This is a genomic window from Paenibacillus yonginensis (assembly GCF_001685395.1).
Classification (GTDB): domain Bacteria; phylum Bacillota; class Bacilli; order Paenibacillales; family Paenibacillaceae; genus Fontibacillus; species Fontibacillus yonginensis.
In genome coordinates, this window is sequence record NZ_CP014167.1 from 2,476,304 (window position 1) to 2,502,560 (window position 26,257).

Genomic DNA, 26,257 nt, shown 5'->3' on the forward strand with positions numbered 1-26,257 from the left:
TACACATATCCATTTCATTATACGCAAATTTCAGTAAATTTCAAGGCATTTACTTAAGTTTACCATCTGGAACGACTGCGGCCACGGAAGGCGATTAGCCAAACGCCGCCCACGATCAGAATAAAAGCAAGCAGGTAAATCAACGAGAAGCTGAACAAAGTGATTCCAAACAGCAGCACGGAAACCGCCAGAAGGGCTATAGCCAGCGGGAAAATACCGGATGGGCGCGGCGTGCTGGCCGCATCAAACAGAAACAAGCCAAGCGCAATTCCGAAAATAAAACCCGGCCATAAATAATGAAGGGTTCCATAACCAAACAAGGTGGCGATCAGAAACACAACGCCGTAAACGATCAGCGCTCCGCCCGGAACAAGCGCAGCCGCCGGAAGACGTCGGCCCGCATAAAGGATATGAAGCAAAATGCCGAGTGCCAGCAGGAGCAGCGGCCAGAATACCGTTCCAATAAACGAGAAGACCCCCCATTTTCCAAGTAAAATGATGAGTCCGGCAGCCAGAATCAAGACCCCTGTCGTCAGTTTGTTTTGATCGGACATTTGATCACACACCTTTCGCGATTGACATCAGCGGGACAAGTACCTACAATTTACGACAGTCCCTTTTAATCCTATATTAAATGAAATTTTCATAAAAAACCACTCGGACAAGTCATTTCAACAGTAAAAATATATAACCGCTCGCCCTTGAAGCCCGTTTGCAGGCAGGACAAAAACCCCGCCTCCTACCCGGCAGGGTTTTACCGGAGCCAAAGCTTCCGCTTTAAGCGCCGCGGAAATATTTTTGCTTGAATAAGCCGATGATAATGATGGCCGCGCTAAGCGCCCAAGGCAGCCAGTAAGCTGCTTGTGGAATGAAACCATTAAGCAGGCCGCCAAGCTTCGGATCGTGCAGGAGCATTTTTCCAGCGGTATAAGCAAGAATGCCTGCGCCTGCATACACGAGCACCGGGAAGCGGTGCAGCAGGTCGGCTATAAGATTGCTGCCCCAGACCACAATCGGGATGCCAATGGCGATGCCGATCACCAGAATAGCGATATCCCCTTGCGCCAGTGCGGCTATAGCCAGCACATTATCAAGGCTCATAATAAAATCTGCGAACAGGATCGTCTGAACCGATTTCCAAAGGGTTGCCGCACTTTCAACACGTGTCTCATCCTCCTGCTGGGTGAGAAGCTTAAAGGCAATATAAGCGAGCAGGATTCCGCCGCAGGCTTGGATAAAAGGAATCTTCAGCAGCACCAGCGCCACCCAAGTCAGCAGACAACGCAAAATTACGGCCCCTACGGCCCCCCACCAAACGGCTTTTTTCCGTTGCGATAAGGGCAGATTTTTACTGGCCATGGCGATGACGACGGCATTATCTCCGCTCAGCACCAGATTGATCATCAGAATTTGCAGCAGCAGCAGTATGGATTCCACACAACATTCCCCCCATACCAGATTTATGACTCATGGGACAAAGGTATGCAGAACGTTTGTGGAACTCGGAATCCGGGTAAAAAAGATGAATCCTTTTGCCGGGGTCATACGTATACCCTTAGATTGAGTAGTGTCCGAAATTTATATGCCTATTTATATCTTAGCTTTAATAATTTAATGCTGGCCTTTTAACTACCGAATCTTACTTAGGAAGTGACATCCATGGACTGGTTGAGCGCGAGTTTTTTTCTCACTCTTATTAACATTATTTTCATTGACTTAATTCTTGCCGGCGATAACGCCATTGTGGTGGGGATGGCTGCCAAACGGCTGCCGGGCTCCATTCAGAAAAAAGCGATTTTCTACGGAACCGGCGGCGCCGTAGTGCTGCGCATTCTGGCCACCCTTGTGGTCGTATGGCTGCTGAAGATCCCTTGGCTGCTGGCTGTTGGCGGAGTCCTGCTGATCTATATCGCTTATAAAGTGCTGGCAGATGATGACAAGGAAGAACACGTAGAAGCCAAGGACTCCTTGTGGGCTGCTGTCAGAACCATTATTATCGCCGATGCCGCTATGGGGCTGGATAATGTTATCGCCGTAGCCGGCGCATCCAACCAACATACGGTGCTGGTTATTATCGGACTGATGATCAGCGTGCCGATCGTCGTGTGGGGAAGCACCATCTTTATCAAGCTGCTTACGTTATTTCCATGGATCGCTTATTTAGGAGCCGGGGTGCTTGCTTATACCGCTTCTCACATGATCACAGAGGAGCCCAAACTCGCCCCTTTCCTTGAGGACAAGCCCGTGCTGAAATACGGATTCATCTTTGTAGTGGTCCTGGCCGTTCTATATGCCGGTTATATGGCCAAACGCCGCAGCCGCGGGCAGAAGAAAGCAAAACGTGAATCACATCCGGCGACGCGGTAGTAGCCTCAGGCCCTCATTCCCTTCAACTGAAAAACAGTTTCATAACACAAACAGGCCGTCCATTTGGACGGCCTGTTGTTTTATGTCTGTTACAATTTGAATTCCCGAATCAGCCGAATCAGCCAAATCGGCCGAATCAATCATCCATTAAAACCAGTCTTCGCGAATAACCTGCTCCTGCGCCGGCTTCTCCAGCTCGTGACGGGGCTGATTAGGCAAGCCGGTCAGCTGATCCCCTTCATAACGGATTTGACTATCCGGCGTCAACGTCAGGGTTACCGTGTTCTGAACCGCCTTCTCCAGCATAGCCTCCAATCCTTCCAGGCTTCGCTCGACGTTCTCGACCACCCGAAGATTGGGTTTGGTAGCCGGGGATTTCGGAACAAACAACGTGCAGCAATCTTCATACGGCAGAATGGACAATTCATAAGTGCCGATTCGCTGCGACAAATCAATGATCTCCTGCTTGTCCATCATAACCAAAGGACGAAGCAGCGGCAGGTCCGTGACCCGGCCAATCACATTCATGCTTCCCAGCGTCTGACTTGCCACTTGTCCCAGACTGTCTCCAGTTACCAGGGCCAGCGCTTCGCGCTGTTCCGCCAATTTGGTGGCAATTCTCAGCATAGCCCTGCGCATAAGCGTGATCATCAGGTTATCCTGTCCGGCGCCTGCCAAAGAGGTCTGGATATCCGTAAAAGGAACAAGGTGCATTTTGACCCGTCCCGAATACTGCGACAGCACCTTCGCCAGCTCAATGACCTTCTCTTCCGCCTTGCGGCTTGTGAAAGGGTAACTGTGAAAATGAACGCATTCCACTTCAAGTCCGCGGCGCATCGCCGACCAGCCCGCAACCGGACTGTCTATGCCGCCTGAAAGCAGCAGCATCGCCTTGCCATTAGTGCCAAGCGGGAATCCCCCGGCACCAGGAAAGACCTGACAGTAGAGCAGGGCGCGGTCTTGACGTACTTCCACACGCAGCTCCAGCTCCGGATTCTTGACATCCACCTTCAAGAAAGGAAATTCATCCAGCAAAGGTTCGCTGACGATTCTATTGAGATCGTGCGAGGAATGAGGAAAAGCTTTCCATACCCTCCGGCCGCTAACCTTAAAGGCCGTATCCTTTTTGATCGACAGGCTGCCGATAAAGGCCTGCGCTTTTTCCTGAATCTGCTTCAATTCCGGTTCACAGACCACCACGGGGATGATCGCCGTAATGCCAAACACTCTGCCAAGCGGCTTCAGCAGCTCGTCGGCAGATTCTCCGCCCAGATCAATATAAATCCGGCCATAATCCTTGGTGATGTTCGCTTTGGGGAAAGCTCTAAGCAGCCGTTTAACATGGGCCAGAACGGCATTCTCGAATCTCGACCGGTTGCGACCTTTCATCATGATTTCCCCAAGTCTCAGCATTAACATATCGCCATTCATAATCGTTATTTCAGTCCACCTTTCAATCCGCTAAGCCGCTTGACGGCTTTGGTTAACGCTTCAATCAGCAGGTCGGCGTCCTCGGACGTATGTTCATCTCCCAGGCTGATTCTGATTCCGCTCTGCGCTGTCTCCATGGATTTCCCCATAGCCAGCAGCACCCGGCTTGGTTCGCTTGTTTTGGAAGAGCAGGCCGATTTAGTCGATACCTCCAGCCCCTCTTCCTCCAGGCAGTGCAGCACCACTTCAGGTTTCATGCCCGGGAAGGAAAAATGAACAATATGCGGCGCGCCTTCTGCCGGTGAATTCAGCTCAAGCTCGGGCAGCGAAGCAATGCCTTCTACAAGCCGTTCCCGAACCTTCCGCCAATTGCGGACATGTTCGGCTTCCTGTTCTTTGGCCAGCCGCAGCGCTTTGGCCATGCCAACCACAGCCGGCACATTCTCCGTGCCGGAGCGAACTCCACTCTCCTGCCCTCCGCCGGACAGCAGCGGAAACAGCTGAATCCCTTTACGAACATACAACAGCCCGGCGCCTCTTGGCCCGCGGAATTTATGTGCCGACAAGCTGTACAGGTCAATTCCGCTGTCCTTAAGCTGCAGCGGGACTTTGCCAAACCCTTGAACACCATCGACATGCACGAGTACACGCGGATATTTCTGTTTCAACTCACGGGCGATTTCCGCCACAGGCTGTATGCTGCCGGTCTCATTATTCACGTGCATAATGGAGACCAGCACCGTATCCTCTCGAACCGTCCGCATAACCGTTTCTATATCCACAGTCCCGTTCGTTTGAACAGGCACAAAAGCGACTTCAAAACCAAACCCTTCCAATTGACGGAAAGACTCATAAACCGAAGGATGCTCAATCATGGACGTAACCAGATGTTTGCCTCGGGATCTGTACTGCAGGGCAGCGCCTTTTATCGCCATATTATTGCTTTCGGTCGCCCCGGACGTGAACACAATTTCAGAAGGCTGCACGCCAAGCGTCCCCGCACAAACCTCTCTGGCTTTCTTAAGCAGTTTAAACCCGGCTTCACCCGAAGCGTGCAAGGAAGATGGATTGCCGTAATGCGCCTGCATCACTTCAGCAATGGTCCGGATAACCTCCGGATGAGGAGGAGTAGACGCTGCATGATCAAAATATTTCACCCTAACTCGCCCCCTGTCTCTAAAAAAACTTGTATAATCAGCAACTACTATCATACCTGAAACAGGTCTTAAAAAAAACAAAAAACGGAGCTTAGCGGCCTTCAGCCTGTTGCTCCGTTTCTTTCCATATGATTTTGACACGTTTCTCTTGTCTGGCGTTTAAGCGTATTTGGCCATCGCTCTTTCGATTTTGCCAATGTACTGCTGAGTTTCGACTGGCAGCTGGTGCAGCTTGTCCATCAATTCGGCGTCATTGCTTACGCCCAATCCGTTAACCTTGCCCGGTCCGGCATTATAAGCAGCCAGAGCCGTTTTGATTTCCCCACCATAACGCTTGAGCTGATAGGACAAATACCGGACGCCTCCGTCGATGTTCTGGGCAGGATCAAACGGATCGCTGACACCGAGCCCCCGGGCTGTTCCATCCATCAGCTGCATAAGTCCTTTGGCTCCTGCGGACGATTCCACATGGGGTCTAAAGGAAGATTCCGTATCGATCACAGCTTTGATCAAAGCTTCCGGTACGCCGTATTTGCGGCTTGCTTCCGCAATCAGCCCGTCATAAGCCGTTGAGCTCCCGCTTCCTTGAACAGAAGAGGCCGTCGCCGGTGTGTCATTCGTGATGGAGGAAACCAGATCAGAACCTCCATCTGAAAGGGCCTGGGAAATCATTTGATACCAAAGCTGGCTGTTCCCTGGGTCCAGATTGATTCCGCCAGCAGCGGAAGACGTAGAAAGTGAAGCATTGGCAAGCGAAGAGACCGAATCCGTGCTGCTGCCGCCAGCCATCAGTTCCTGCAGCATTTGATTAAAAAAAGAATCCGTATCGCCATTTTGAGTTCCCTGCAGCGTAGTACCCGTCAGGTCGATGCTGTTCATCATTTGATATTCAATCAGCTGTTTCACAATACGCGGATCGATTTGCATGATTTACCCTTTACCCCTTATATCAAACATATTTATTATATATCGTTTAAATTCGGATATTCTTACGCTCATTCTACACGCTCGTTCGAACCAGTACCAGTCCTTTTGTCGGAAATAGGAAAAAAGACCGATCTTCAGATGATCTTTAGATGATCTGAGATCGGCCTTTTTCTAACACAACTGCATTTAAATTACCGGACGAAAGGCATAAGCACAAAATAACTGAGGGTTGCCAAAAGTCCAAGCGCCAGGCCCCACGCTCCTGTTTTACGTTTGCCCTGACTGTAGGCGTAGTAACCAAGTACAGCCGCTACAGGGCCCAAAACAATTGTCCACATAAATAAAGCGAGCACGCCAAGTACGATACCGGCAACGCCGGCGATTTGACCCGCATCCGTACGGCTGTCTTCCTTTTCCCCGGAATATTCACGGGTTTGGGTTTGTTGTCCTTCTCTGCTGTGCGTCGCCTGCAGCTTCCGTTCACGTACAGCGGCGAATTCAGCTGCATATTCTTCGTTAGTCAGCGACTTGCGCGGATAATCAATCCTTGTCCCCTGATCGCCTGTATGGTCGGGATTTACCCTCGGCCCCAGTCTGTGGTCGTCATCTCTGCCATAACCCACAGGAATCACCTCCTTTTGATTTACCGTTCATTTTTATTGCTGTTTCGGTTTAAACGTATGGCAGCAAGTCGCTGCAGAAGTGCTTGCATAATCCTGGTGTTCGGTGTCAAAGTTCTCCCCGGCAAATTCTTCGTTATATTGAGCCGAGGCGTGTTTATCAATATCAATCATAATAAGATCGGCTTTGCACACATTCTGGTCTCCCCAGTAGGTGCAGTTTGAAACGCTGCATTTGACAATGGGTTTATCGCCATTCGGCATATTTGATCACCTCGAACACATTATTGCCGGAATACGGTTCACATATGCTGTTTAAAGATTGGATAATGAGTAAATTCAGCAGGCGAGCAAAACCTCAGCCCCTTTTTCAAAGAGGATTTTTCCCATTAAAAAAGGATGCCCGCCAGGGCATCCTTGTCAATTTGTTTAAGTTATTCAGTTAGCAACCACCTGCTTAGCAGCCGCTTTTCTGCATGCGAAGCTGCGTTAAATAGTCGCTTTCATAATAAGTCAGATCGTCGCGCAGTTCCTCAAAAATCCGGGTGATATCCAGAATAACTGCACGGGCTGCGCTTGCCGGTTTCCTGCGGAAACGGATCGCATCCTGGCCTGTATAAGCATACCGGCCGTCCTCCGCATAGCTTTCGCTTTTCGGATAAAAGAAAAGGTTCACGCAATCATGATAAACATGGTACAGCGCTTTCTCTCCAGATTCTTTGTCGAAACTGGCCCGGCGCAGCAGTACACCCAGTTTCTCGTAATTCGCCTCCGAAAATACAAGCAGATGACGAAGGTCGCTCAAGAAACCTTTGTAGAAACGTACCGATTCCTCATCCTGTTCTTCCGCCAACTGGGGCAGCGAATACTGGTTCAGAAATGTTTCGATTCTTTCTGCAGCTGTTTTGAGTTTGTTTCTAGCGGATTCACATAGATCTCGGGTGTTCGCTTCATGCATAGTGTCAGTTCTCCTTCCGTTCTGTCAAGGCAAGAGATCACAATTCAGGGTGTGAATTGATCTGCTGGCTTTATTCTACCATAAATTGTTTGGCAAAGGTATCCCGACTTGTCCGGGCAAACGCCTTTTCATCCATTAATTCCTAAAGGCATTTATGCCCTGCAGCGGAATAAAAAAAAACGTCCTCATCCCACGATAAAGATAAATCTTAAAGACCAAAGATCCAAAAATATTCTTAATATAAGAAGGTGCTTAGTGGTGACGAAAAAAAAAATGGACCTTGCTTGGCCTAACCGCCGCCGTAGCGTCCGCTCTGGTCCTGCCGGGGTGCGCCTCAGGACCGGCTCAGCATGCTCGAAATGAGCAGCAAGTCCAGGAACAAGCCAGTCCGGAAAGCGAGCATCGCCTCAAACAAAAGATGCTTATGCAGGACATTCATGCGACCGACAAGCTGACCCGCAGAGACGCCCGCATGCATGTAGAAGACCTGTCCGCCCGTTATGTTCGGAATCCCAAAGATGCCGCCCGTTATGCAGCGGATCTGACTCAAACTCATCCGCATCTGCTCGCCGTGCTTCCTTATGGTGATTTTAACGGAGCATCGGAAGTACGCAGTCCCTCCTTTAAATCTTCAGCGGACGAAAATAAAGAGCTGACTTCCTATATCCGTTTTGCCAAAAGCGCATTGATTCGGGGAAAAAGCTATGCTTCGCCGTCTTTCCCTCAGGAAGCGCCCAAATATTTTGTCACTGCTGTTCCCAGTACCGGCTCAAGCAAGCAGCGGCGCGGCATCATCGGCATATTCAGCACCGGCATTCTGGAGAAGGTTGAGAATCACCAGCGCAAAAATCTGCGTTTGATTCCTTATCCAAGAGAAGGGAAATACAGCGTGGAGTCCGTTCATCCGGACACGCTGCGGGATATCACCGTCAAAACGGGAAGCGATAACGAAAATGCCAGCCATTTCTATGAAAACGAAGTGGTCGTTACCTTCAAAAAGGCGCCTACAAACGCTGATCTGCAGCGGATTGAACAGGAGATTGACGGCTGCAAGCCGTCCAAGGTGCTGAGAAACACTTACATCTTTCATGCTGATGGCAAATCCATGAAGGAGCTCGATGCTTATTTCCGCAAAAATTGGGATCCTAAATATGTGGAGCCCCACTATTTATATTTAACCAATGAAACAACCGGACTGGACGGAAGAACCGAAATTCCCAACGATATTTTATTCTCGGAGTATCAATGGAATCTTCCGATTACCAGCACCAATAAAGGGTGGACGCTGTCCAAAGGAACCAACGACGTTATCGTAGCGGTAGTTGATACCGGCGTCGACCTGGATCATCCCGATTTGGCCGGCCGTACCCTGCCGGGCTACAATGTGGTTAATCCAGATGAAAGACCGATGGACGATGTCGGTCACGGCACTCATGTGGCCGGCATTATAGCGGCAAATGTCAACAACCGCGAAGGCATCGCCGGCATGACGTGGAATACCAAAATTCTGCCGGTCAAAGCGCTGGACAACAGCGGATCAGGCACCACCTATTCGGTGGCCCAGGGCATTATTTGGGCTACAGATCATGGCGCTAAGGTGATCAACTTAAGCCTTGGCAACTATGCGGAAGCCCAGTTTCTGCATGATGCCATCCAGTACGCGTTTGATCATGATGTCGTGGTCATTGCCGCAACAGGGAATGACAATACAGAACGCCCGGGATATCCTGCGGCTTATCCGGAAGTGTTATCCGTTTCCGCAACCGATTCCCATCAGAAACGGGCATCATTCTCCAACTTCGGGGATTATATCGACGTGATGGCGCCGGGCGAAAGCATCGCCAGCACCTATCCCGGCAACCAATACGCAGCTTTGTCAGGCACCTCGATGGCCAGCCCGCATGTAGCTGCGCTGGCGGCCTTGATCCGCTCCGAGAATCCTCAGCTCAAGAATACCGAGGTCATGGATATTATCCGCCACACAACAGAAGATCTAGGGACGCCGGGACGCGATAAATATTACGGCTTCGGCCAAATTAATGTGTTCTCCGCGCTGCAGGCAGCCGGTAAAGGGAACGGCACTGGGACCGGTAATATACAAAATCCGGGTCCCGTGCAGCTGTGGCCGCAGCAGATGGAGGAGAAGCTTTACCGTCTGCTGAAACGGCTGAATTCCCGTTCCTGAGCTCCGATAACAAGTAGCGGCAAGTATACCAAACAAACAAGCAAACAAAACCCCTGTCCGATTCCGCAGCCTTCCGGCTTGGACTCAGACAGGGGTTTTCCCATGATTTAAGTAAAACACCTATCATTCAAATTAAGTTTGTTGCAGTGACGGAAGTTTTCCATAAGCCGGGTTCTGTACTCATTGTGGTGATAACGGGAACTACCCTCCCACATGAAGTGACAATCATCTATCTAGGCCGTTTATTGCTAAACGGCTCCAGCGACCAACCCAGACGCGCCTCGGGCAAAGGCTGCTTCCCTCGCGGCAAGCTGCGTCCCATTAGGTCTTGCTCCAGATGGGGTTTACCAGGAACGAAGTCACCAGCGTTCCTCGGGGTCTCTTACACCTCGGTTCCATCCTTGCCTGTGCCGCACATGTTAGCGCGGCCATCGGCGGTCCATTTCTGTGGCACTATCCTTCGGCTCGCGCCGACTGGACGTTATCCAGCATCCTGCCCTGTGGAGCCCGGACTTTCCTCCCGCAGCTTGCAGCTGCCGGCGATTGTCTGTCAAACTTCCAAACAACATCGTATAGTATACCGAAATTTTCTATAGAGCACAAGCGCAAAAAGCCGGAAAGACTGGCAATTGTTAACGTACCACAAACACCTCGGTATTCACTTCCGAAGCCGCCACTTTCGTTGCGCTGCGCTGCTCGGCCAGCTTGGCGCTCAGCCAGTCGGCCACTTTTCTTTTCATGATCTTCTCGGCATTGTGGCCAGGATCAATAAAAGCTATCCCCGCTGCCAGAGCATCCTGGGCCGTGTGATAATCCACGTCTCCGGTGACCAGCACGTCAGCGCCGCGGAACTGGGCACTACGCCAGTATTTGCCTCCGGAGCCGCCGATGACGGCGGCTTTGCGGATTTTTTTCTCCATATCGCCTACGACCCGGACAAAAGGAACCTCCAGTTCCCGCTTCACCAGCTCAGCGTATTCGCCAAGTGTTGTTGGCTCTTTGAGTTTGCCAACCCGCCCAAGACCAAAGGTGCGTCCTTTCAGATCCATCGGGTACAGGTCGTAAGCTACTTCCTCGTAAGGATGGTTCTTTAGCATGGCCTGAATAACCTTGCTGCGCAGGCTGGCCGGCACAATCGTTTCCATGCGGATTTCCTCAGCGCGCTCCAGCTTGCCCGGCTGGCCGATAAACGGGTCGCTGCCTTCACCCGGCAAAAACGTCCCGTATCCCTCAATATTAAAGCTGCAGTGGCTGTAGTTGCCGATATGCCCGGCTCCTGCGTTTAATACGGCCTCCAGCACCTTCTGATGATGGTCCTTCGGCACAAACACAACAAGCTTAAACAGCTTGTCTGTGTGCACGTCCTCCATGGAGTCAGTGCTTTCGATGCCCAGCGCTTCCGCCATCCAGTCATTCATGCCGCCTTCGGTCACATCCAGGTTGGTATGGCTGATATAGACGGCAATATCATGTTTGATCAATTTCTCATACAGCCGTCCGGCAGGCGTGTCGGTTTGCAGCTGGGCGAGCGGCCGGAAGATGATCGCATGGTGCGCGATAATCAAATCCGCGCCGATCCGGATCGCTTCGTCGACAACCTCCTGATTGACGTCCAGCGCTACCAGCACCTGCTTGATTTCTTTCTGCAAGGTGCCAAGCTGCAGTCCGATCTTGTCGCCTTCCATTGCTACATGTCTGGGAGCAAGCTGCTCCATAAGCTGTATTACCGTCTGTCCTTTCGCAAACATGCAAGCACCTCCTTCAACTGACTCATTTGCTGATCCAGCTCCGCTTCCTTCTGCCGGGCGCTCCCCTGATCGGATCTGCCCATCTGCTTTCTGATTTTGGCCAGCTTGTCCAGCTCGGACTCCCATTTCTCAAAAAAAAACATCCGTTGGATGCTGCGTCAGCATTGGCCCCATCCAAATCAGCCACTCCCGCGTCAAATTCAGTCCCCCGGGCAGCTCTCGCGTTTGGTAAAGCTTATCATTCAAGGCAGCTGCCTCTACCCGCCGGTCCGCCACCAGAATTTCGTAAATTTTGCCGTCTTCCTCTAAAATTTCTTCGGCCGTCAGCACCCAGCCGCGTTCCAGCAGCCAGCGGCGCACCATATCTTCACCCACATTCGGCTGCAGGATTAAGCGCTGAACGCCGGAGAGCTTGTCTTCCCCTTCGCTAAGAATCGTAGCGATAAGCGCACCGCCCATGCCTGCGATGGTGACGGTGTCCACTTCTCCGGGCTGCACAACAACAAGGCCGTTGCCTTTGCGGACGGATATTTTGTCTCCCAGTCCTGCCGAAGCCACCTGGCGCCCGGCCGCCTCAAACGGGCCGTCATTCACCTCTCCGGCCACCGCACCGGCAGCGCGGCCTGACAGCACCGCCCAAACCGGCAGCAGTGCATGGTCGGAGCCGATATCGGCGAATTTGCACCCCTGCGGCAAATAATCCGCTATTTTTTGTAATCTTGCTGATAATTTCATGAAGCCACCCACGTTATCCATTTTTTTCTGAACATAAACAATATTATAAAGGCAAGCGCCAATTTCGCCAAACCAAACCCTACAAGAAACTCCGGAGCCTCATGTCTAAGTAAATAAGCATCCGCTTCCGGCATCAGCCAGATGGTTGCCGCCACAGCAAAATAAACCCCAGAGACATCCAGTCTCTTGAAGTGCGTCAGCCAGCTTAACCAGCCGAACACGACGCACAGCGGCAGCCACAGCAGCTGCAGGATCGCCCACGACACATGCGGGTGCCAATAACTGAACAGGAACGCATACAGCAGGAGGCCGCAAGCCAGGCCGCAGTAATGAAGGAATGGCAGACGTAAGAAAAAACCCGCCGCAGCCCAGACGACTGCGCAGATTCCGATGAGAACCGCTTTGGAAAGCGGGTCCTCCCAGTCCTGCAGCCGCAGCATCCAGTCTCCGAAGCCAAGGAGCATAAGACTGCCCGTCAAGGCGGCAAGATAGGCGTTCCATTTACTGCCGGGTCTTGCAAGCGTAGCAACGGTATAAAGCAAACAAGTCAGCAGCAGGGCAGAGGCCATTTGCAATGGCCAAGGAAAACGGCTAAAATAAAATCCGATAAAGAAAATGCATGCAAAAATTCCAAATCCAAGAAACCAGATCCAAGGATTCCCTTGGCGGATTGAAGTGACGGAGAGGAATCTTTTTCGGGATGGTTCGGTTTCGTCCTTATATAAATTTTCGAGGAAATCGCAATATTGCTCGGGCAGCAAACGGCCGTTTCTCCATCGATCAATTTCGTTTAGGATGATTTCCTTTTTCTCTGCTTGGATGGACACGCTATCACCTCTTTTCGATATCTAAATCAGAACCACCCGTCCAACGGGTGGTTTGCACTAGGGGTATAACCCCTTGTTGCCAAACTGCGCCTAAAGACGCTAGCCTGACCACAAAGCGTTCAGGCTCAGTGTTATTTGTCTCTTTCACTTACCAGTTAAACTGGTTTTACTTTTTCTTGCTCTTGTTGCTGCTGAATGGATCTTCATACTCTTTTACACTCAGCTTATCCACTGCCTGGTCATGTGCCTCTTGCTCTCGAATGTATTTGGCGACGGTGGCTTCATTTAGCCCCACTGTACTTACGTAGTAGCCTTCCGCCCAGAATTTACGATTCCCATACTTATACTTCAAATTGGCATGCTTCTCAAAGATCATGAGTGCGCTTTTCCCTTTTAAATAGCCCATAAAGGAAGACACCCATATTTTCGGTGGAATCGCCACCAGCATGTGCACATGATCCGGCATCATATGTCCTTCTAATATCTCGACTCCCTTGTATTTACATAGACGCTTCATGATTTCAATTAGATCTCGTCTCACTTGATTGTAGATCTCTTTACGTCTATACTTCGGGGTGAACACAATGTGATACTTACACATCCACTTTGTGTGCGCTAAACTAAAGTTTTTATTTGCCATTTAAGACCATCCTTTCGAATTGAGCCTGAACATCTCAATTTTATCGGGATGGTCTTATTGGTGTAACCCTAGATCCCTCCACCCGCATAGCGGGTGGTTTTATATTTCGCGCGTTTCACGCGCTCAACAGGCTGAAGCCTAAAAAAAAAAAAAGACCTTGCTGCATGCTGCAGAAGGTCCAGGTGCCTATAGCCTATTCAAGAAAATCCTTCAACCGTTTGCTGCGGCTTGGGTGACGGAGCTTCCGCAAAGCTTTGGCTTCAATCTGACGGATGCGCTCCCGGGTAACGCCAAATACCTTGCCTACTTCCTCCAAGGTCCGTGTACGTCCGTCGTCCAGGCCAAACCGCAGCCGGAGTACGTTCTCCTCGCGTTCCGTGAGGGTATCAAGCACATCTTCAAGCTGCTCTTTCAAGAGTTCGTAGGCTGCAGCGTCTGCAGGGGCAAGCGCCTCCTGATCCTCGATGAAATCTCCCAGATGCGAATCGTCTTCTTCCCCGATCGGTGTCTCGAGTGACACCGGCTCCTGGGCAATTTTCATGATTTCGCGCACCTTCTCCACGCTGAGCTCCATCTCAGCCGCAATTTCCTCTGGCGCCGGTTCACGTCCGAGCTCCTGCAGCAGCTGTCTGGAAACGCGGATCAGCTTATTGATCGTCTCAACCATATGCACGGGAATCCGGATCGTTCTGGCCTGATCCGCAATAGCACGGGTAATGGCCTGTCTGATCCACCAGGTTGCATAGGTGCTGAATTTGAAGCCTTTGGAGTAATCAAATTTCTCGACTGCCTTGATAAGCCCCATGTTGCCTTCCTGAATCAAATCCAGGAACAGCATGCCTCTGCCTACATAACGTTTGGCAATACTGACCACCAGGCGCAGATTCGCTTCGGCCAGCCGCCGCTTCGCTTCCTCGTCGCCGTTTTCAATCCGCTGGGCCAGTTCGATCTCTTCATTGGCCGACAACAAAGGAACCCGGCCGATTTCTTTGAGATACATCCGTACAGGGTCATTGATTTTGATCCCTGGCGGCAGACTCAGATCATCATCAAAGTTGAAGTCGTCCTGATCGCTGTGCTCTTCGTCATCGCCCTGGCGTCTTGCGAGCTCCTCATCGCTGACATTGGTCACATCAATGCCGTTATCGTTCAACTGTTCAAAAAACTCATCCATCTGTTCGGGATCCTGTTCAAACGGAGAAAGCTTCTCCATGATTTCCTTATATGTCAGAGATGACCGCTTTTTGCCCAGTTCCATGAGCTGTTCTTTCACCTGCTCAAGCGTCAATTCCGTTTCTAGTTCAGTATGCTGTTCGTTCGTCATATCGGGGCTCCCTCCTCCCTAGAAACTGTGCATCATCAACTGTGTCTACTGTCTTTCTAGGGCTATAATCTCACTTGCAATTTGTGCCGCGGTTAGAAAATCACCGGCTTTCTCCGCCGCAATCATTTCTTCTCTCTTACGATCAATATCGCTTTTTACGGGAACTTTGCGGATTTCCCTGATACAGTCGTCCAGTTCCTGAGTGGACCACTCCCCAGGCGTGTCCATCATCGCAATAGAGCTGACAGTCTTCTCCAGCTTCTCGTCCTGAAGTGAAGACATAAATCGGCTGGCGTCAGCACTTTTCCCTTGGGCGTAATAAGCATATAGATAAGCGGCAATGGCCGCGTGTTCCTTAATGTTAAATTGATCTCCAAGACGATCATGGACATAGCTTGCCACTTCTTCGTCCTGCAGCATAAAGGATAACAGCCGCCGTTCCGCCACATGATAAGCCGGCAGCAGCACCGGAGCTTCGGGCTGCCTATTTTTATGCCTACCATTATTCCACCAATTGGCGTTATTATCCCCATCGTTTTGGTTTTTTTGAAGTTCCTGCCGGTACTGGTTGCATTCCTGCTTCAAGCTTTCAAAGGACACCTGCAGGTCTGCGGATAACTCCTTCAAATAAATTTCACGTTCGGTTGGCGAAGGCAGCGGCGCTATAACTTCCATAGCTTCTTTGATATAGGCCACTTTTCCTGCTTCTTCTAGCAGTATATGGTTTTTCCTTAAATATATTAGCTTAAATTTAACGGATGAAACCGCACCTTCCACAATCTGATGAAGAAACCGCTCTCCCCCGTATTTCCGAACGTATTCATCGGGATCCAGACCGTCGCCGATCATCGCGATGCGTACTTTGAAGCCGGCCCCTTCCAGAATCGGGATGCTCTTCATGGCTGCTGCTTGTCCAGCATTGTCACCGTCATAGCAGACAATGGCTTCATCGGCGAGCGATTTCAGAATCGCCGCATGACTTTCCGTCAAAGCCGTCCCCATGGTGGCTACGGTATTATGCACACCAGCATCCCACGCGCTGATTACATCGCCGAAGCCTTCAAAAATAACGACCTGTCGTTTCTTGCGGATTTCATTCTTGGACCGGTGCAGGTTATAAAGCGTGCGGCTTTTGCTGAACAGCTTGCTTTCCGGCGAATTCAAATATTTTGGCTGTCCATCGCCCAGGATCCGTCCGGCAAACGCAATCACCTTGCCGCTGCGGTTATGAATCGGAAAAATGACTCTGTCCCTGAATCGGTCCACAAAACCGGAACCGTCGTTCTTCGCCGACAGCAATCCGCCTTTCTCCATGGCTGCAAGGTCAAAGGAACGTTTCTCCAAAAATTGGAGGAGCGTATCCCAGCGGGCCGGAGCATAACCGATGTCGAACTGGTCGATCAGCCGTTCATGAATCCCGCGGTTCTTCAAATAGTCCATGGCCTGCTGACCGTATTCCGTATTTTTAAGCAGAAAATGATAAAATTTGCCCGACCATTCATTGGCCTGAAGCAGCGCTTCAAGCTCCGGATTCTGCGGAGCCGCAGCTGAAGTTCCCGCATCCTGAAAAGGAATATGCGCCTCCTCCGCCATCGTCTTCACCGCTTCCGGAAAGGTCAGGCCTTCAATTTCCATTCTGAATTTAATAGCATTACCGCCTGCACCGCAGCCATAACAATGGAAAATCTGACGGTCCGGCGTCACGGTGAAAGACGGGGTCTTCTCGGAATGAAACGGACAAAGCCCCTTCATGTACTTCCCTTGTTTCGTGAGATGAACATGCTTGCTAACGGTATCCACGATATCATGGTGTCGCAGTACAGCTTCAATGACTTCTTCCGGGATGTTTCGTCCGGTACTCATCTATACCACCTTCATCTCTTTTGCACAGTATACTAATTCGCTAAGAACATCAGATCTCCTGCCGGTCCTCTAAAAGTTTTGTCAACTTTTGCTGAAAATACGCCCGGTCCTCTGCGGTAAACGGTCGCGGCCCCTTGCTGTGCCGGCCAGCTCTGCGCGCTTTGGCTTGAACATGACGCCGCTCCAGCAGATAGTCGATGTTTCCGGCATCATAAGCTTCGCCCCTTGGAGACAGAACATCGCAGCACTTGGCAATAGCCAGTGCTGCGAGTCCATAATCCTGTGTTATGACAATATCGCCGGAAGCAATATGGTTAGCGATGAACATATCGGCGCTTTGAGAGCTCCTGTCTACCCGGGCTACTTCGACTCCTTCACTCTCCTGAATGAGATGATCAAAGGAGGCGACCATAAGAACAGGGACCGAAAAAGCCCGGGCTGTTTCCGCAATTTCCTGTTTCACCGGACAAGAATCTCCGTCAACCACGATCCTCATGTTTCGGCCCCCTGTAATTCAAGTTTAAGCCCAGACGAGCTTGCTGAAATCGGCAAAAGCCTTCAAATCGCCGTCAATGGCTGCGAGCAGCGCAAGCCGGTTATTCCGGATCTGCTCATCGTCGGCCATAACCATAACGCTGTCAAAGAAAGCCGTGATCGGCGCCTTTAATCCGCTCAGAGTGCTCAGCGCCTGCTCGGCTTCTTTATGCTCAAGCGCCTGCTGGTAGCTGCCCGACACGGCCTGCCACGCTTCGTAAAGCTTCTGTTCGGATGCCTCGGCCAGCAGTTCCGATCTGACTTTTTCCGCCGAGACGGCTTTGGCTGCCAGGTTGCTGACCCGGTTAAAGGACTCTACCGTTGTCTTGAAGTCCTCCTGTCCGTTCACAGCAGCGGCGAGCGCATGGCCCCGTTTCACAACCGAAACCACATCGTCATAACCGGCAGCAATTACCGCGTCGACAATGTCGTAACGAAGATCATCCGACAATAACTTCTTCACGCGCAGACCAAAAAATTCATTCATGTCCTCCGTGATTTGCGAAGCCGGGCGTTTCAGTCCGCGCAGCTCTTCATGGGCTGCGATACCCAAAGCAAAAATGTCGCTCAGCTTAATTTCCAATTGGTGCTCAAGCACAATCTGCACAATGCCTTGAGCCTGGCGTCTTAAACCGTACGGGTCCTGAGAACCCGTTGGAATAATGCCGATCGAGAAGCAGCCAACCATCGTATCGATTTTGTCGGCGATGCTGACGATAGCTCCCGCCAGCGAAGCAGGCACGTTGTCTCCGGCAAAACGAGGCTGATAATGCTCAAACACCACGTCTGCCACTGCTTGCGGCTCGCCAGCCTTGCGGGCGTAATCCTGACCCATAACCCCCTGCAGTTCAGGGAATTCATAAACCATTTGCGTAACCAGGTCGAATTTGCAGATTTCAGCGCCGCGGCTTGCTGTTTCGCGCACGCTGCTGTCCACGTTCAGCTTGGCAGCCAGGCTGTCGGCGATCCGGCGGATGCGGCGCACTTTATCGCCAATCGTTCCCAGCTCTTCGTGGAACACGATGGTCTCCAGCTTGGAGAGCGCATCTTTGATTGCCAGCTTCTGGTCTTCCTCGTAAAAGAATTTGGCGTCGGACAAACGGGCCCGGAGCACCTTCTCATTCCCTTTGGAGATGACGTCCAGCGATTCGGCGTTGCCGTTACGCACTGTAACGAAGAACGGAAGCAGCGAACCTTTGTCATCCAGTACTGGGAAATAACGCTGATGCTCGCGCATCGACGTAATCAGCACCTCCTGCGGGATGTTCAGGAACGATTCCTCAAAGGTTCCGACCAGCACCGTAGGCGTCTCTACAAGGAACAGCACCTCTTCCAGCAGATCTTCTTTGACTGCGATGTTCCAGCCTTTTTCAGCAGCCAGCTTCTCGATCTGATCAACAATCAGCTTCTGGCGTTCTTCCGTGTCTGCAATGACATGCTGCTTGCGAAGCACATCCAGGTAAGTGCCCGGCTCCGTAATGACAGCTTCGCCGCCAAGGAAGCGGTGACCGCGGGTCACATTGCCGGATTCAACGCCGGCAATAGACACCGGCACAACGTCCTGGCCAAACAAGGCTACAATCCATTTGATTGGACGGACAAATTTGAAATCATAGCTGGCCCAGCGCATGTTTTTCGGGAAAGTCATCGAAGTCAGAATCCCGAGCAGCCCTTCCGGCAATATATCGGCTGTGTAGACGCCTTTGGTATTTTTCGTAACGTAGATATATTCGACTCCACCAAGCTCGCGGAACGTAAATTGTTCAGGTTCAACTCCCTGGCTGCGGGCAAAACCAAGTGCCGCTTTGCTCCAGTTGCCGTTCTCATCCAAAGCAATCTTGCGGGAAGGACCCTTCACTTCTTCTTCCACGTCCTCCTGCTTCTCGGCGACCTCTTTAACTAAAACGGTCAATCGGCGCGGCGTGGCATAAGCCTCCACCGCTGCGTACTGAATGCCCGAAGCGTCCAGCCATTTCACGGTCCGATCCTTCAACTGCCCCATCGCCGCCCGGATAAAGCGGGCTGGTGTCTCCTCAAGTCCGATTTCAAACAGCAGGTCCTTAGACATGGTCTACTCCTCCTTTAAGCAGCGGGAATCCCAGCTTCTCTCGTTCTTCCAAGAATGTCGCGGCAACCTGTCGGGCCAGATTGCGGACGCGGGTAATATAACCCGTTCTTTCAGTTACGCTAATCGCGCCGCGCGCATCCAGCAGGTTAAAGGTGTGGGAGCACTTCAGCACGTAATCGTAAGCGGGGAACACAAGGTGCTCGCTCATCGCACGATTTGCTTCCTGCTCGTACATGTTGAACAAAGTAAACAGCATTTTGACGTCGGAGACTTCAAACGTATATTTGGAATGCTCGACCTCCGGATGATGGAATACGTCTCCGTATGAGATGCCGTCCACCCACTCGAGGTCAAACACATTTTCTTTCTCTTGGATGTAAGAAGCAAGACGCTCCATCCCATAAGTAATTTCTACAGCTACCGGGTTGGTTTCGATGCCGCCCACCTGCTGGAAGTAAGTAAACTGCGTGATTTCCATCCCGTCGAGCCATACTTCCCAGCCCAGGCCGGCGCAGCCGAGCGAAGGGTTCTCCCAGTTGTCTTCCACGAAACGGATATCGTGTTTAAGCGGATCGACGCCTAAAGCTTTCAAGCTGTCCAGGTAAAGCTCCTGAATATTGTCCGGCGAAGGTTTGATGATCACCTGGAACTGGTGATGCTGATAAAGCCGGTTCGGATTCTCCCCGTATCGCCCGTCCGAAGGGCGCCGGGAAGGTTCGACGTAAGCGACTTTCCAAGGCTCAGGACCCAGCGAGCGGAGGAAGGTCATCGGATTCATCGTACCCGCCCCTTTCTCCGTATCATACGGCTGGACAAGAATACAGTTCTGTTCGGCCCAGAACTTTTGCAGCGTCAAAATCATTTGTTGAAAATTCATACAAACACTCCTTACCAGAATTTGTGATGGTTGCTTAATTTATATACAGACACAAAAAGCTCCCGCCTCTACGCCTGTATATCAGACGTAGGGACGAGAGCTTGATTCCCGCGGTTCCACCCTACTTGATCCGGCGATCGCCGAATCCACTTTTCACGTTCCATTTGCCGCTCCGGGGACCGCCAACGGACAAAACCGCCAATCCGGGCTTGCACCATCCCCGGCTCGCTAATATCGGCTACTGCTTTATCCTCTTCCCTTTCAACACAGCAATCTCAAATATGAGAAATATGATTTATAATATCTGATTTCACACGTTAAGTCAAATCTGGTATTTATCCAGCTGATCCAGGAAATTGCGCGATTTCAGCTGCATGCCAAGCTGCATGTCCATCAGCGCTCGCATGGCGGTTTTTAATTCGGCTTTGGTCGTATCCTTTACGGCAACATTGCCCAATCTGCGCATATCCAGCTTCGCGAACAAACGGAGCAGCTTCAGCACGGAAGGCGATACAGCCATAGCCGCAGGATCCAAATGCCGGCTTCGCCGGCTGAGCACACCGCCCAGCCTCGGACTGAAGAACTCCAGCTCCTGGTCCGTGCCCGAAACGACACAAACGTCCATCTCCGGCCCGTAACCGGCCGCTTGCAGAATCTTCATTTCATAGAGGTGAATCAGCACCTCCGGGTCCTTGCCTTCCTGCAGCGCATCCAGACAGGCCTTCAGCTGGCCAAACCAGAAAGAGCCCGTTTCTTCCTCCTGAAGCACCCGGTCCAGCAGCTCGCAGGCATAAGAACCGTAAGCGGCCAGCGTCAAATCCTCCCGCAGCTTATGATGCGATTCGATGATTTCCCCGCCATTCAGCGTGCCAAGTCCTTTATTTCTGAAAAAGATGTACTGCCCATATGTAAAAGGCATCGTCATGGCGGCGTGCCGGCTTTTCGGCTTTTTCGCTCCGCGGACCATCACGCCTACTTTGCCGTCATGCTCGGTCAGCAGCGTAATTATTTTGTTGCCTTCCCCATAATCCATACTGCGGATAACAATGCCTTCCACTCTGTATAACATAAGTTTCCCCCCGCGTCCGGACCTCCGCAAAACCTCTCTCCAAAAGATCCCCAAAACTCAAAACAAGAGGGGCAATTATGCCTCCTCCTGCTCCAGAACCAGCTCTTCGGGCTCCTCCTGCTGTTCATTCTCCTGGGGAGCTCCGACCTCCTTATAAAGCATATAAGCATCTACATCACCAGTCATCGTAAAATACTTCCACGAAAAGTCTCGCACTCGTATTCACCCTTTCTTCGGACATGACGCCTTGCTTTGTAAGAATAGGATGTACCGAGCCAGCTTAACTATTCACCCTAATAACTGGGAAATCCTTAATCCCGGTTAAAGCCCAGATCCCGCAGGATCCTCTCCTGGTTTCTCCAGTCTTTCTTGACTTTAACCCACAATTCGAGAAAAATCTTCGATCCGAGCAGATGTTCGATATCCTGACGGGCCAGCTTGCCGATTTCCTTCAGCAGCGAACCCTGCTTGCCGATAATGATGCCTTTCTGCGAATCCCGCTCCACAAAAATAACGGCGGAAATGTTCACGACCCCATTCTCCTGAACGCGCATATCCTCAATCGTAACCGCGATGGAATGCGGAACTTCTTCACGGGTCAAATGAAGGATCTTCTCGCGGATCAGCTCGGCGCAGACAAACTGCTCCGGATGGTCTGTAACCTGGTCCTCCGGATAATATTGCGGGCCTTCAGGCAAATATTTGGCGATCTGATCCAGCAGTGTGTTCACATTATTGCCCATCATCGCCGAAATCGGCACGATCTCCGCAAACGGGTACAGCTTGCTGTACGATTCAATCATCGGCAGCAGCTCTTCCGGCGTAATTTTGTCGATTTTGTTCAGCACCAGAATGACCGGCGTTTTAATTTCCTTCAACCGCTCGATAATATAGCGGTCGCCGCCGCCAAAACCTTCCGAAGCATCGGCCAGAAACAGAACCGCTTCCACTTCACCGAACGTGTTCAGTGCGGTGGTGTTCATGTAATCGCCAAGCTTCGATTGGCGTTTATGAATCCCCGGCGTATCCAGAAAAATAATCTGCATGTCATTGGACGTATATACACCGTGGATTTTATTGCGTGTCGTTTGAGGCTTGTCCGACATAATGGCGATCTTTTGCCCTATAATATGGTTCATCAGCGTGGATTTGCCGACATTCGGGCGGCCAACAATCGTAACAAAACCGGATTTAAATGAGGATTTTGCCATAACTTCTCCTTTGTGTACAAACAATTCTTAGGACTTGGTTTCCTTCAAATGGGAAGGCACAAACGCATGCGGCAGCAGCTCCCGCATCGTCGTCTCCATGACGTCCCCTTTCAGGTTGCCCAAAATCACCGGCATATCAAGACCTCCAAGCTCGGCCAGGACCTGCCGGCATACGCCGCAGGGAACGATTGGCTCGTCCGTGTCCCCCACGACCGCAATTGCTTTAAAGCTGCCTGGACGGCAGCCGTCGGCAATGGCGCGAAACAGAGCGGTACGCTCGGCGCAATTGGTTGGGCTGAACGCCGCATTTTCCACGTTGCAGCCGTGATGGACCTTGCCGTTTTCATCCAGCAGAGCGGCTCCGACTGAAAAATGGGAATAAGGCACATAAGCGTTCTTATAGGCTTTCATCGCTTCTTGAAGCAGCTCTTTGTTATCCATCTTTATTTTAACCTCGCTTCTTAAGTTCAAACTTCCGATTCTTCAGCCCCAGCCAAAGTAAGCGCAAACCGGAGAGTAAAAAAGCACGATACCGATCAATACTGAAAAAAAAGCGGCGATCAGCACCGCACCTGCGGCTGTATCTTTCGCAATTTTGGCCAGAGGATGCCATTCCTCCGTCACCAGATCAACTACTGTTTCCAGAGCCGTGTTAACCAGTTCCAGCGCGATTACCGATGAAATGGTCAGCAGAAGCAGCACCCAGCTTGTTGGCGGCAGATGAAAAAAAAATAGCTCCGGCCGTTACCAGAATGGCCATGGCCAGGTGTACCTTCATATTCCGCTGGGTACGCAGGGCATACCAGATGCCGGCAGCGGCATAACGGAAAGTGAACTTCCACCTTGGACGCGGCTTCATTAGCGTACCAAACCCGCTTCGGCCAGAACAGCTTCCTGCTTGCCCATCATCTCTGCTTCGCTCGCTTCATCCTGATGATCATAGCCAAGCAGGTGCAAAAAGCCATGGACAAACAGAAAACCAACCTCTCGTTCAAACGAGTGACCGTAATCTTCGCTTTGCTCTTTAGCCCGCTCCAGGGAAATGATAATATCCCCCAGCATATCAGGAAACAGCTCCGCCTGCTCGTCTTCCCCAATCTCATAGATGATTTCGGGTTCTTCATCCAGGCTTTCATTCATGGCAAAAGACAGCACATCCGTCGGGCGGTCGATGCCGCGGTAATCGCGGTTCAGTTCATGAATCTGCTTATTGTCGACAAAGGTAAGCGCGACTTCGCCATCTTCAATTCCTTCCGCCGCAGCCGCTTTTTGCAAAAGGACATCCAGCAGCGCAATCAGCTCCTCGGTGATGTCAAATTGCTCTTGTTCATTGCTCCACGCCAGGTGAATGGCCATCTTTCTCACGCTCTTTCCCATCATTATTCTTCGTAGTTTTCACATCGTCCGGGTATTCAATCCGGGAGTGGAAGATCCCCATTACCGTTTCCTTAAGCGTCTGTCCGACGACGTCAAGCTCACGCATCGTCAAATCGCATTCTTTGAACTGGTGGTCATCCAGCCGGCTTTTGATGATCTTCTCGATCATTGTCTCCACCTGGTTCACCGTTGGTTTATGCAGCGAACGCACCGCTGCCTCCACGCTGTCGGCGATGCCCACGATGGCTGCTTCCTTCGTCTGGGCATTCGGCCCCGGATATCTGAAATCATCTTCGGTGAAATCCGGTTCGACGCCCTGTTCCTCTGCCTGCTTTAAAGCTTTATGGTAGAAGAAATGCAGAAACGTAGTCCCGTGATGCTGCTCCGCAATATCGCGAATCGGCTTCGGGAGTTTGTATTCTTTCTGCATCTCGGCCCCGTCCCGGGCATGGGCGATGATGATCGATTTGCTGAGTTTAGGATCAATAAAGTCGTGCGGGTTCTCCATGCCGTTCTGATTCTCGATAAAATACCCCGGTCTCTTCGTCTTCCCGATGTCATGGTAATACGAACCAACCCGGCATAACAACCCGTTGGCCCCAATCGCTTCCGCTGCAGCCTCCGACAAATTCCCGACCATGACGCTGTGGTGATAAGTCCCCGGGGTCTCGGTGAGCAGCTTGCGCAGCAGCGGATGGTTTGGATTGGTCAGCTCCACCAGCTTCAGCGCGGACAAAATCCCAAAGGTTACTTCAAAGAAAGGCATCAAGCCGAAGACCATGATTGTAGCAAGCAGACCGCTGGCAAAAGCAAAACCGAGCGCATACAGCGTGTTTGTCTGATCCCAGCCGGTTGAATTAATCATAATAAGAGCGGCGACCAGAAGGGCTCCAAAGAACGAAACCATCACACCCGCCTTCAGGATGGATGCTCGCTGGCTGGCCCTATGAATCGAGAAGATCGAAACAAACGAAGTCACCAGCGCAAACATGCCGTAATAAAAATCAAAAATTTGACCTTGATGAATGTTCAGCACAATGCTGGCCGCAACGGCAAAAATAACGGAAGCGATATAAGCCAATGACACATCGAGCAAGAGGGTGATCAGCATCGCCCCGACCGCAACCGGTGCCAAATACCCCAAATAAGGTCTCCGTTCATTATGCAGCAGCTCCAGCAGATGCATGGAAAGCAGCGTAATCAGGAAGATTAACAGCAGCATCGCAAGCTGGGAGTTGTTGTATTTGAAGCGTACACTGGCTTCCGGCTGCCGGATAGACATATATAAACCCACAGCAAGCAGAACCGATAACAAAGCTACTCCGACCTGAGGCCAGTAATTCACCTCATTTTTAAGCAGTCCGTTGTCTTTTAGAAGCGTGTACATTTCCTGGGTAATGATTTGTCCTTTGGAGACAAGCACATCCCCCTGCTTGATGTAGACAGGCGCCGTATTTTCCCTGGCCTTAACTTTAGCATCTTTGGTGGCATCTTCATCGTAAAACTTATTGGCCGTTATGACATAACGGGCAAGCTCCTGCACAATCTCCCGCGAAATCCGTTTGCTGAGCGAGCTTGAGCTAACCTGTTCAGCTACCTTGGCCCGGGTCGTTTGAGCTTCTGTTGCCGGATCGTACATCAGCCTTCCCACAATATCTGAAGCAACAGGTTTCATTTCCGCGATGTCCTCTGGGGTAAGCTGAGGCAGCTTGACATAGGTTTCTTCAGAAATATGATACATCTGCTCGTTGATTCTCGTTCTTACCTCATCCAGAAACGTGGAGGAATAATTGCCGGAATTGCGGCTCGACATAATATAATTCTGAATATGGTTTTGGAAAATCTGCGGCAAATCCTGCCGGTAAATCGAAATTTTATCCTCGCGCGAAACCTGATCATCCTGATTAATCCGGGCAATCTGATCCAGCATTTCGGTGATAATCGCTTCGTTCCGCAGGGAAATCTTGGTGTAAACCGGCTTCTCCGCTTCCGCTGCTTCCTCTTGCGCCTTCAAGGTTGCTTTTGTATTCTGAATCTGCGTCGGAGCCAAAATCTCCTTGTCGCTCGGCGTATTTACCGCGATATTGTATCTCTCCGGCAATAATTTGGGCGCGAGGCTGACATAAAGCATAATGATCAGCAAAGCGAACAGAGCATAGCGCATTCCCACGCTATGCCTCCAGCCAACCATTTTGGATTGTATCGTTTGACGACTATTGTTTTGATTTGAGGTCATTGGAAACAGCCCTCTCTATCTTTGTGAAATTTGCCCCCGGTAAGAATACGGAATACTGCAGCTGATTTAGTCTTCTCATCTTGGCTCCCCCAGGGTCCCCTGA

Annotated in this window: 24 protein-coding genes, 1 other RNA gene and 2 pseudogenes; 2 read left to right on the plus strand and 25 right to left on the minus strand. The window is 51.1% G+C overall.

From position 1 onward, the window contains the following. Positions 1–59: 59 nt before the first annotated feature. Positions 60–554, minus strand: a complete 495-nt coding sequence (locus AWM70_RS11400) for a hypothetical protein (RefSeq protein ID WP_068696488.1) — start codon at positions 552–554, stop codon at positions 60–62. Positions 555–777: 223 nt separating this feature from the next. Continuing rightward, on the minus strand, positions 778–1,437 hold the full coding sequence (locus AWM70_RS11405) for a TerC family protein (RefSeq protein WP_068696490.1): 660 nt from the start codon (positions 1,435–1,437) through the stop codon (positions 778–780). Between the two features lie 222 nt (positions 1,438–1,659). Here AWM70_RS11405 and AWM70_RS11410 point away from each other — a divergent pair, with 222 nt between their 5' ends. Then, the gene (locus AWM70_RS11410) at positions 1,660–2,367 is read left to right on the plus strand and encodes a TerC family protein (RefSeq protein ID WP_083180246.1); all 708 of its coding nucleotides are present in this window, start codon (positions 1,660–1,662) and stop codon (positions 2,365–2,367) included. A 147-nt stretch (positions 2,368–2,514) separates the two neighbouring features. Here the strand turns inward: AWM70_RS11410 and thiI are convergent, their stop codons facing one another. The 6 genes from thiI to AWM70_RS11440 form a co-directional block, all read right to left on the minus strand. Continuing rightward, a complete protein-coding gene (thiI, locus tag AWM70_RS11415; RefSeq protein ID WP_068696494.1) occupies positions 2,515–3,798 on the minus strand; it encodes a tRNA uracil 4-sulfurtransferase ThiI in 1,284 nt (427 codons plus the stop codon). Positions 3,799–3,803: 5 nt separating this feature from the next. Then, complete coding sequence (locus tag AWM70_RS11420) at positions 3,804–4,955, minus strand: cysteine desulfurase family protein (RefSeq protein WP_068696496.1); 1,152 nt, start codon at positions 4,953–4,955, stop codon at positions 3,804–3,806. A gap of 159 nt (positions 4,956–5,114) precedes the next feature. Then, positions 5,115–5,882 (minus strand): lytic transglycosylase domain-containing protein, encoded by a 768-nt coding sequence (locus AWM70_RS11425; RefSeq protein WP_068696498.1) that lies wholly within the window; start codon positions 5,880–5,882, stop codon positions 5,115–5,117. A gap of 191 nt (positions 5,883–6,073) precedes the next feature. After that, complete coding sequence (locus AWM70_RS11430) at positions 6,074–6,505, minus strand: hypothetical protein (protein ID WP_237167888.1); 432 nt, start codon at positions 6,503–6,505, stop codon at positions 6,074–6,076. Between the two features lie 33 nt (positions 6,506–6,538). Continuing rightward, positions 6,539–6,697 carry a DUF1540 domain-containing protein gene (locus AWM70_RS11435; RefSeq protein ID WP_335582156.1) on the minus strand — a complete coding sequence of 53 codons (159 nt, stop codon included), beginning with the start codon at positions 6,695–6,697 and terminating at the stop codon, positions 6,539–6,541. A gap of 262 nt (positions 6,698–6,959) precedes the next feature. Continuing rightward, a complete protein-coding gene (locus tag AWM70_RS11440) occupies positions 6,960–7,460 on the minus strand; it encodes a DUF3907 family protein (protein ID WP_068696502.1) in 501 nt (166 codons plus the stop codon). Between the two features lie 280 nt (positions 7,461–7,740). Between AWM70_RS11440 and AWM70_RS11445 the strand changes: the two genes are divergently transcribed. Continuing rightward, entirely contained in the window at positions 7,741–9,645 is a 1,905-nt protein-coding gene (locus AWM70_RS11445; RefSeq protein WP_068696504.1) for a S8 family peptidase, read from the plus strand. A 148-nt stretch (positions 9,646–9,793) separates the two neighbouring features. On the opposite strand, the gene rnpB is transcribed toward AWM70_RS11445, so the two are convergent. From rnpB to AWM70_RS11525, 17 genes and pseudogenes are all read right to left on the minus strand, one after another. Next, positions 9,794–10,204: RNase P RNA component class A (gene rnpB / locus AWM70_RS11450), an RNA gene on the minus strand. Between the two features lie 73 nt (positions 10,205–10,277). Then, positions 10,278–11,393, minus strand: coding sequence for a Nif3-like dinuclear metal center hexameric protein (locus tag AWM70_RS11455; RefSeq protein ID WP_068696506.1), 1,116 nt, complete (start codon positions 11,391–11,393; stop codon positions 10,278–10,280). Further along, positions 11,369–12,128: pseudogene (locus tag AWM70_RS11460) on the minus strand (tRNA (adenine(22)-N(1))-methyltransferase). Before AWM70_RS11460 ends, AWM70_RS11455 begins: the two are co-directional and overlap by 25 nt. Then, a complete protein-coding gene (locus AWM70_RS11465; protein WP_083180247.1) occupies positions 12,125–12,955 on the minus strand; it encodes a hypothetical protein in 831 nt (276 codons plus the stop codon). Before AWM70_RS11465 ends, AWM70_RS11460 begins: the two are co-directional and overlap by 4 nt. Positions 12,956–13,121: 166 nt before the next feature. Beyond that, a complete protein-coding gene (gene tnpA, locus AWM70_RS11470; protein WP_068694372.1) occupies positions 13,122–13,595 on the minus strand; it encodes an IS200/IS605 family transposase in 474 nt (157 codons plus the stop codon). Positions 13,596–13,788: 193 nt separating this feature from the next. Continuing rightward, complete coding sequence (rpoD, locus tag AWM70_RS11475) at positions 13,789–14,919, minus strand: RNA polymerase sigma factor RpoD (protein WP_068696508.1); 1,131 nt, start codon at positions 14,917–14,919, stop codon at positions 13,789–13,791. A gap of 45 nt (positions 14,920–14,964) precedes the next feature. Beyond that, complete coding sequence (dnaG, locus tag AWM70_RS11480; protein WP_068696510.1) at positions 14,965–16,782, minus strand: DNA primase; 1,818 nt, start codon at positions 16,780–16,782, stop codon at positions 14,965–14,967. Between the two features lie 49 nt (positions 16,783–16,831). Next, entirely contained in the window at positions 16,832–17,278 is a 447-nt protein-coding gene (locus AWM70_RS11485) for a YaiI/YqxD family protein (RefSeq protein WP_068696512.1), read from the minus strand. Positions 17,279–17,302: 24 nt separating this feature from the next. Continuing rightward, positions 17,303–19,384, minus strand: a complete 2,082-nt coding sequence (gene glyS, locus AWM70_RS11490) for a glycine--tRNA ligase subunit beta (protein WP_068696515.1) — start codon at positions 19,382–19,384, stop codon at positions 17,303–17,305. Beyond that, complete coding sequence (gene glyQ, locus AWM70_RS11495; protein ID WP_068696516.1) at positions 19,377–20,261, minus strand: glycine--tRNA ligase subunit alpha; 885 nt, start codon at positions 20,259–20,261, stop codon at positions 19,377–19,379. The genes glyS and glyQ overlap by 8 nt, the downstream gene beginning before the upstream one ends. 322 nt (positions 20,262–20,583) lie before the next feature. Then, positions 20,584–21,330 carry a DNA repair protein RecO gene (gene recO, locus AWM70_RS11500; protein WP_068696518.1) on the minus strand — a complete coding sequence of 249 codons (747 nt, stop codon included), beginning with the start codon at positions 21,328–21,330 and terminating at the stop codon, positions 20,584–20,586. 75 nt (positions 21,331–21,405) lie between these two features. Then, positions 21,406–21,546 carry a YqzL family protein gene (locus AWM70_RS22740; RefSeq protein WP_083180248.1) on the minus strand — a complete coding sequence of 47 codons (141 nt, stop codon included), beginning with the start codon at positions 21,544–21,546 and terminating at the stop codon, positions 21,406–21,408. A 95-nt stretch (positions 21,547–21,641) separates the two neighbouring features. Next, positions 21,642–22,541, minus strand: coding sequence for a GTPase Era (era, locus tag AWM70_RS11505; protein ID WP_068696520.1), 900 nt, complete (start codon positions 22,539–22,541; stop codon positions 21,642–21,644). A 27-nt stretch (positions 22,542–22,568) separates the two neighbouring features. Beyond that, on the minus strand, positions 22,569–22,982 hold the full coding sequence (locus AWM70_RS11510; protein ID WP_068696522.1) for a cytidine deaminase: 414 nt from the start codon (positions 22,980–22,982) through the stop codon (positions 22,569–22,571). Positions 22,983–23,024: 42 nt separating this feature from the next. After that, positions 23,025–23,400, minus strand: a pseudogene (locus tag AWM70_RS24295) (diacylglycerol kinase family protein). After that, positions 23,400–23,897, minus strand: a complete 498-nt coding sequence (gene ybeY, locus AWM70_RS11520; protein ID WP_068696524.1) for an rRNA maturation RNase YbeY — start codon at positions 23,895–23,897, stop codon at positions 23,400–23,402. Before ybeY ends, AWM70_RS24295 begins: the two are co-directional and overlap by 1 nt. After that, positions 23,869–26,154, minus strand: a complete 2,286-nt coding sequence (locus AWM70_RS11525) for an HD family phosphohydrolase (RefSeq protein WP_068696526.1) — start codon at positions 26,152–26,154, stop codon at positions 23,869–23,871. The genes ybeY and AWM70_RS11525 overlap by 29 nt, the downstream gene beginning before the upstream one ends. Positions 26,155–26,257 lie beyond the last annotated feature (103 nt).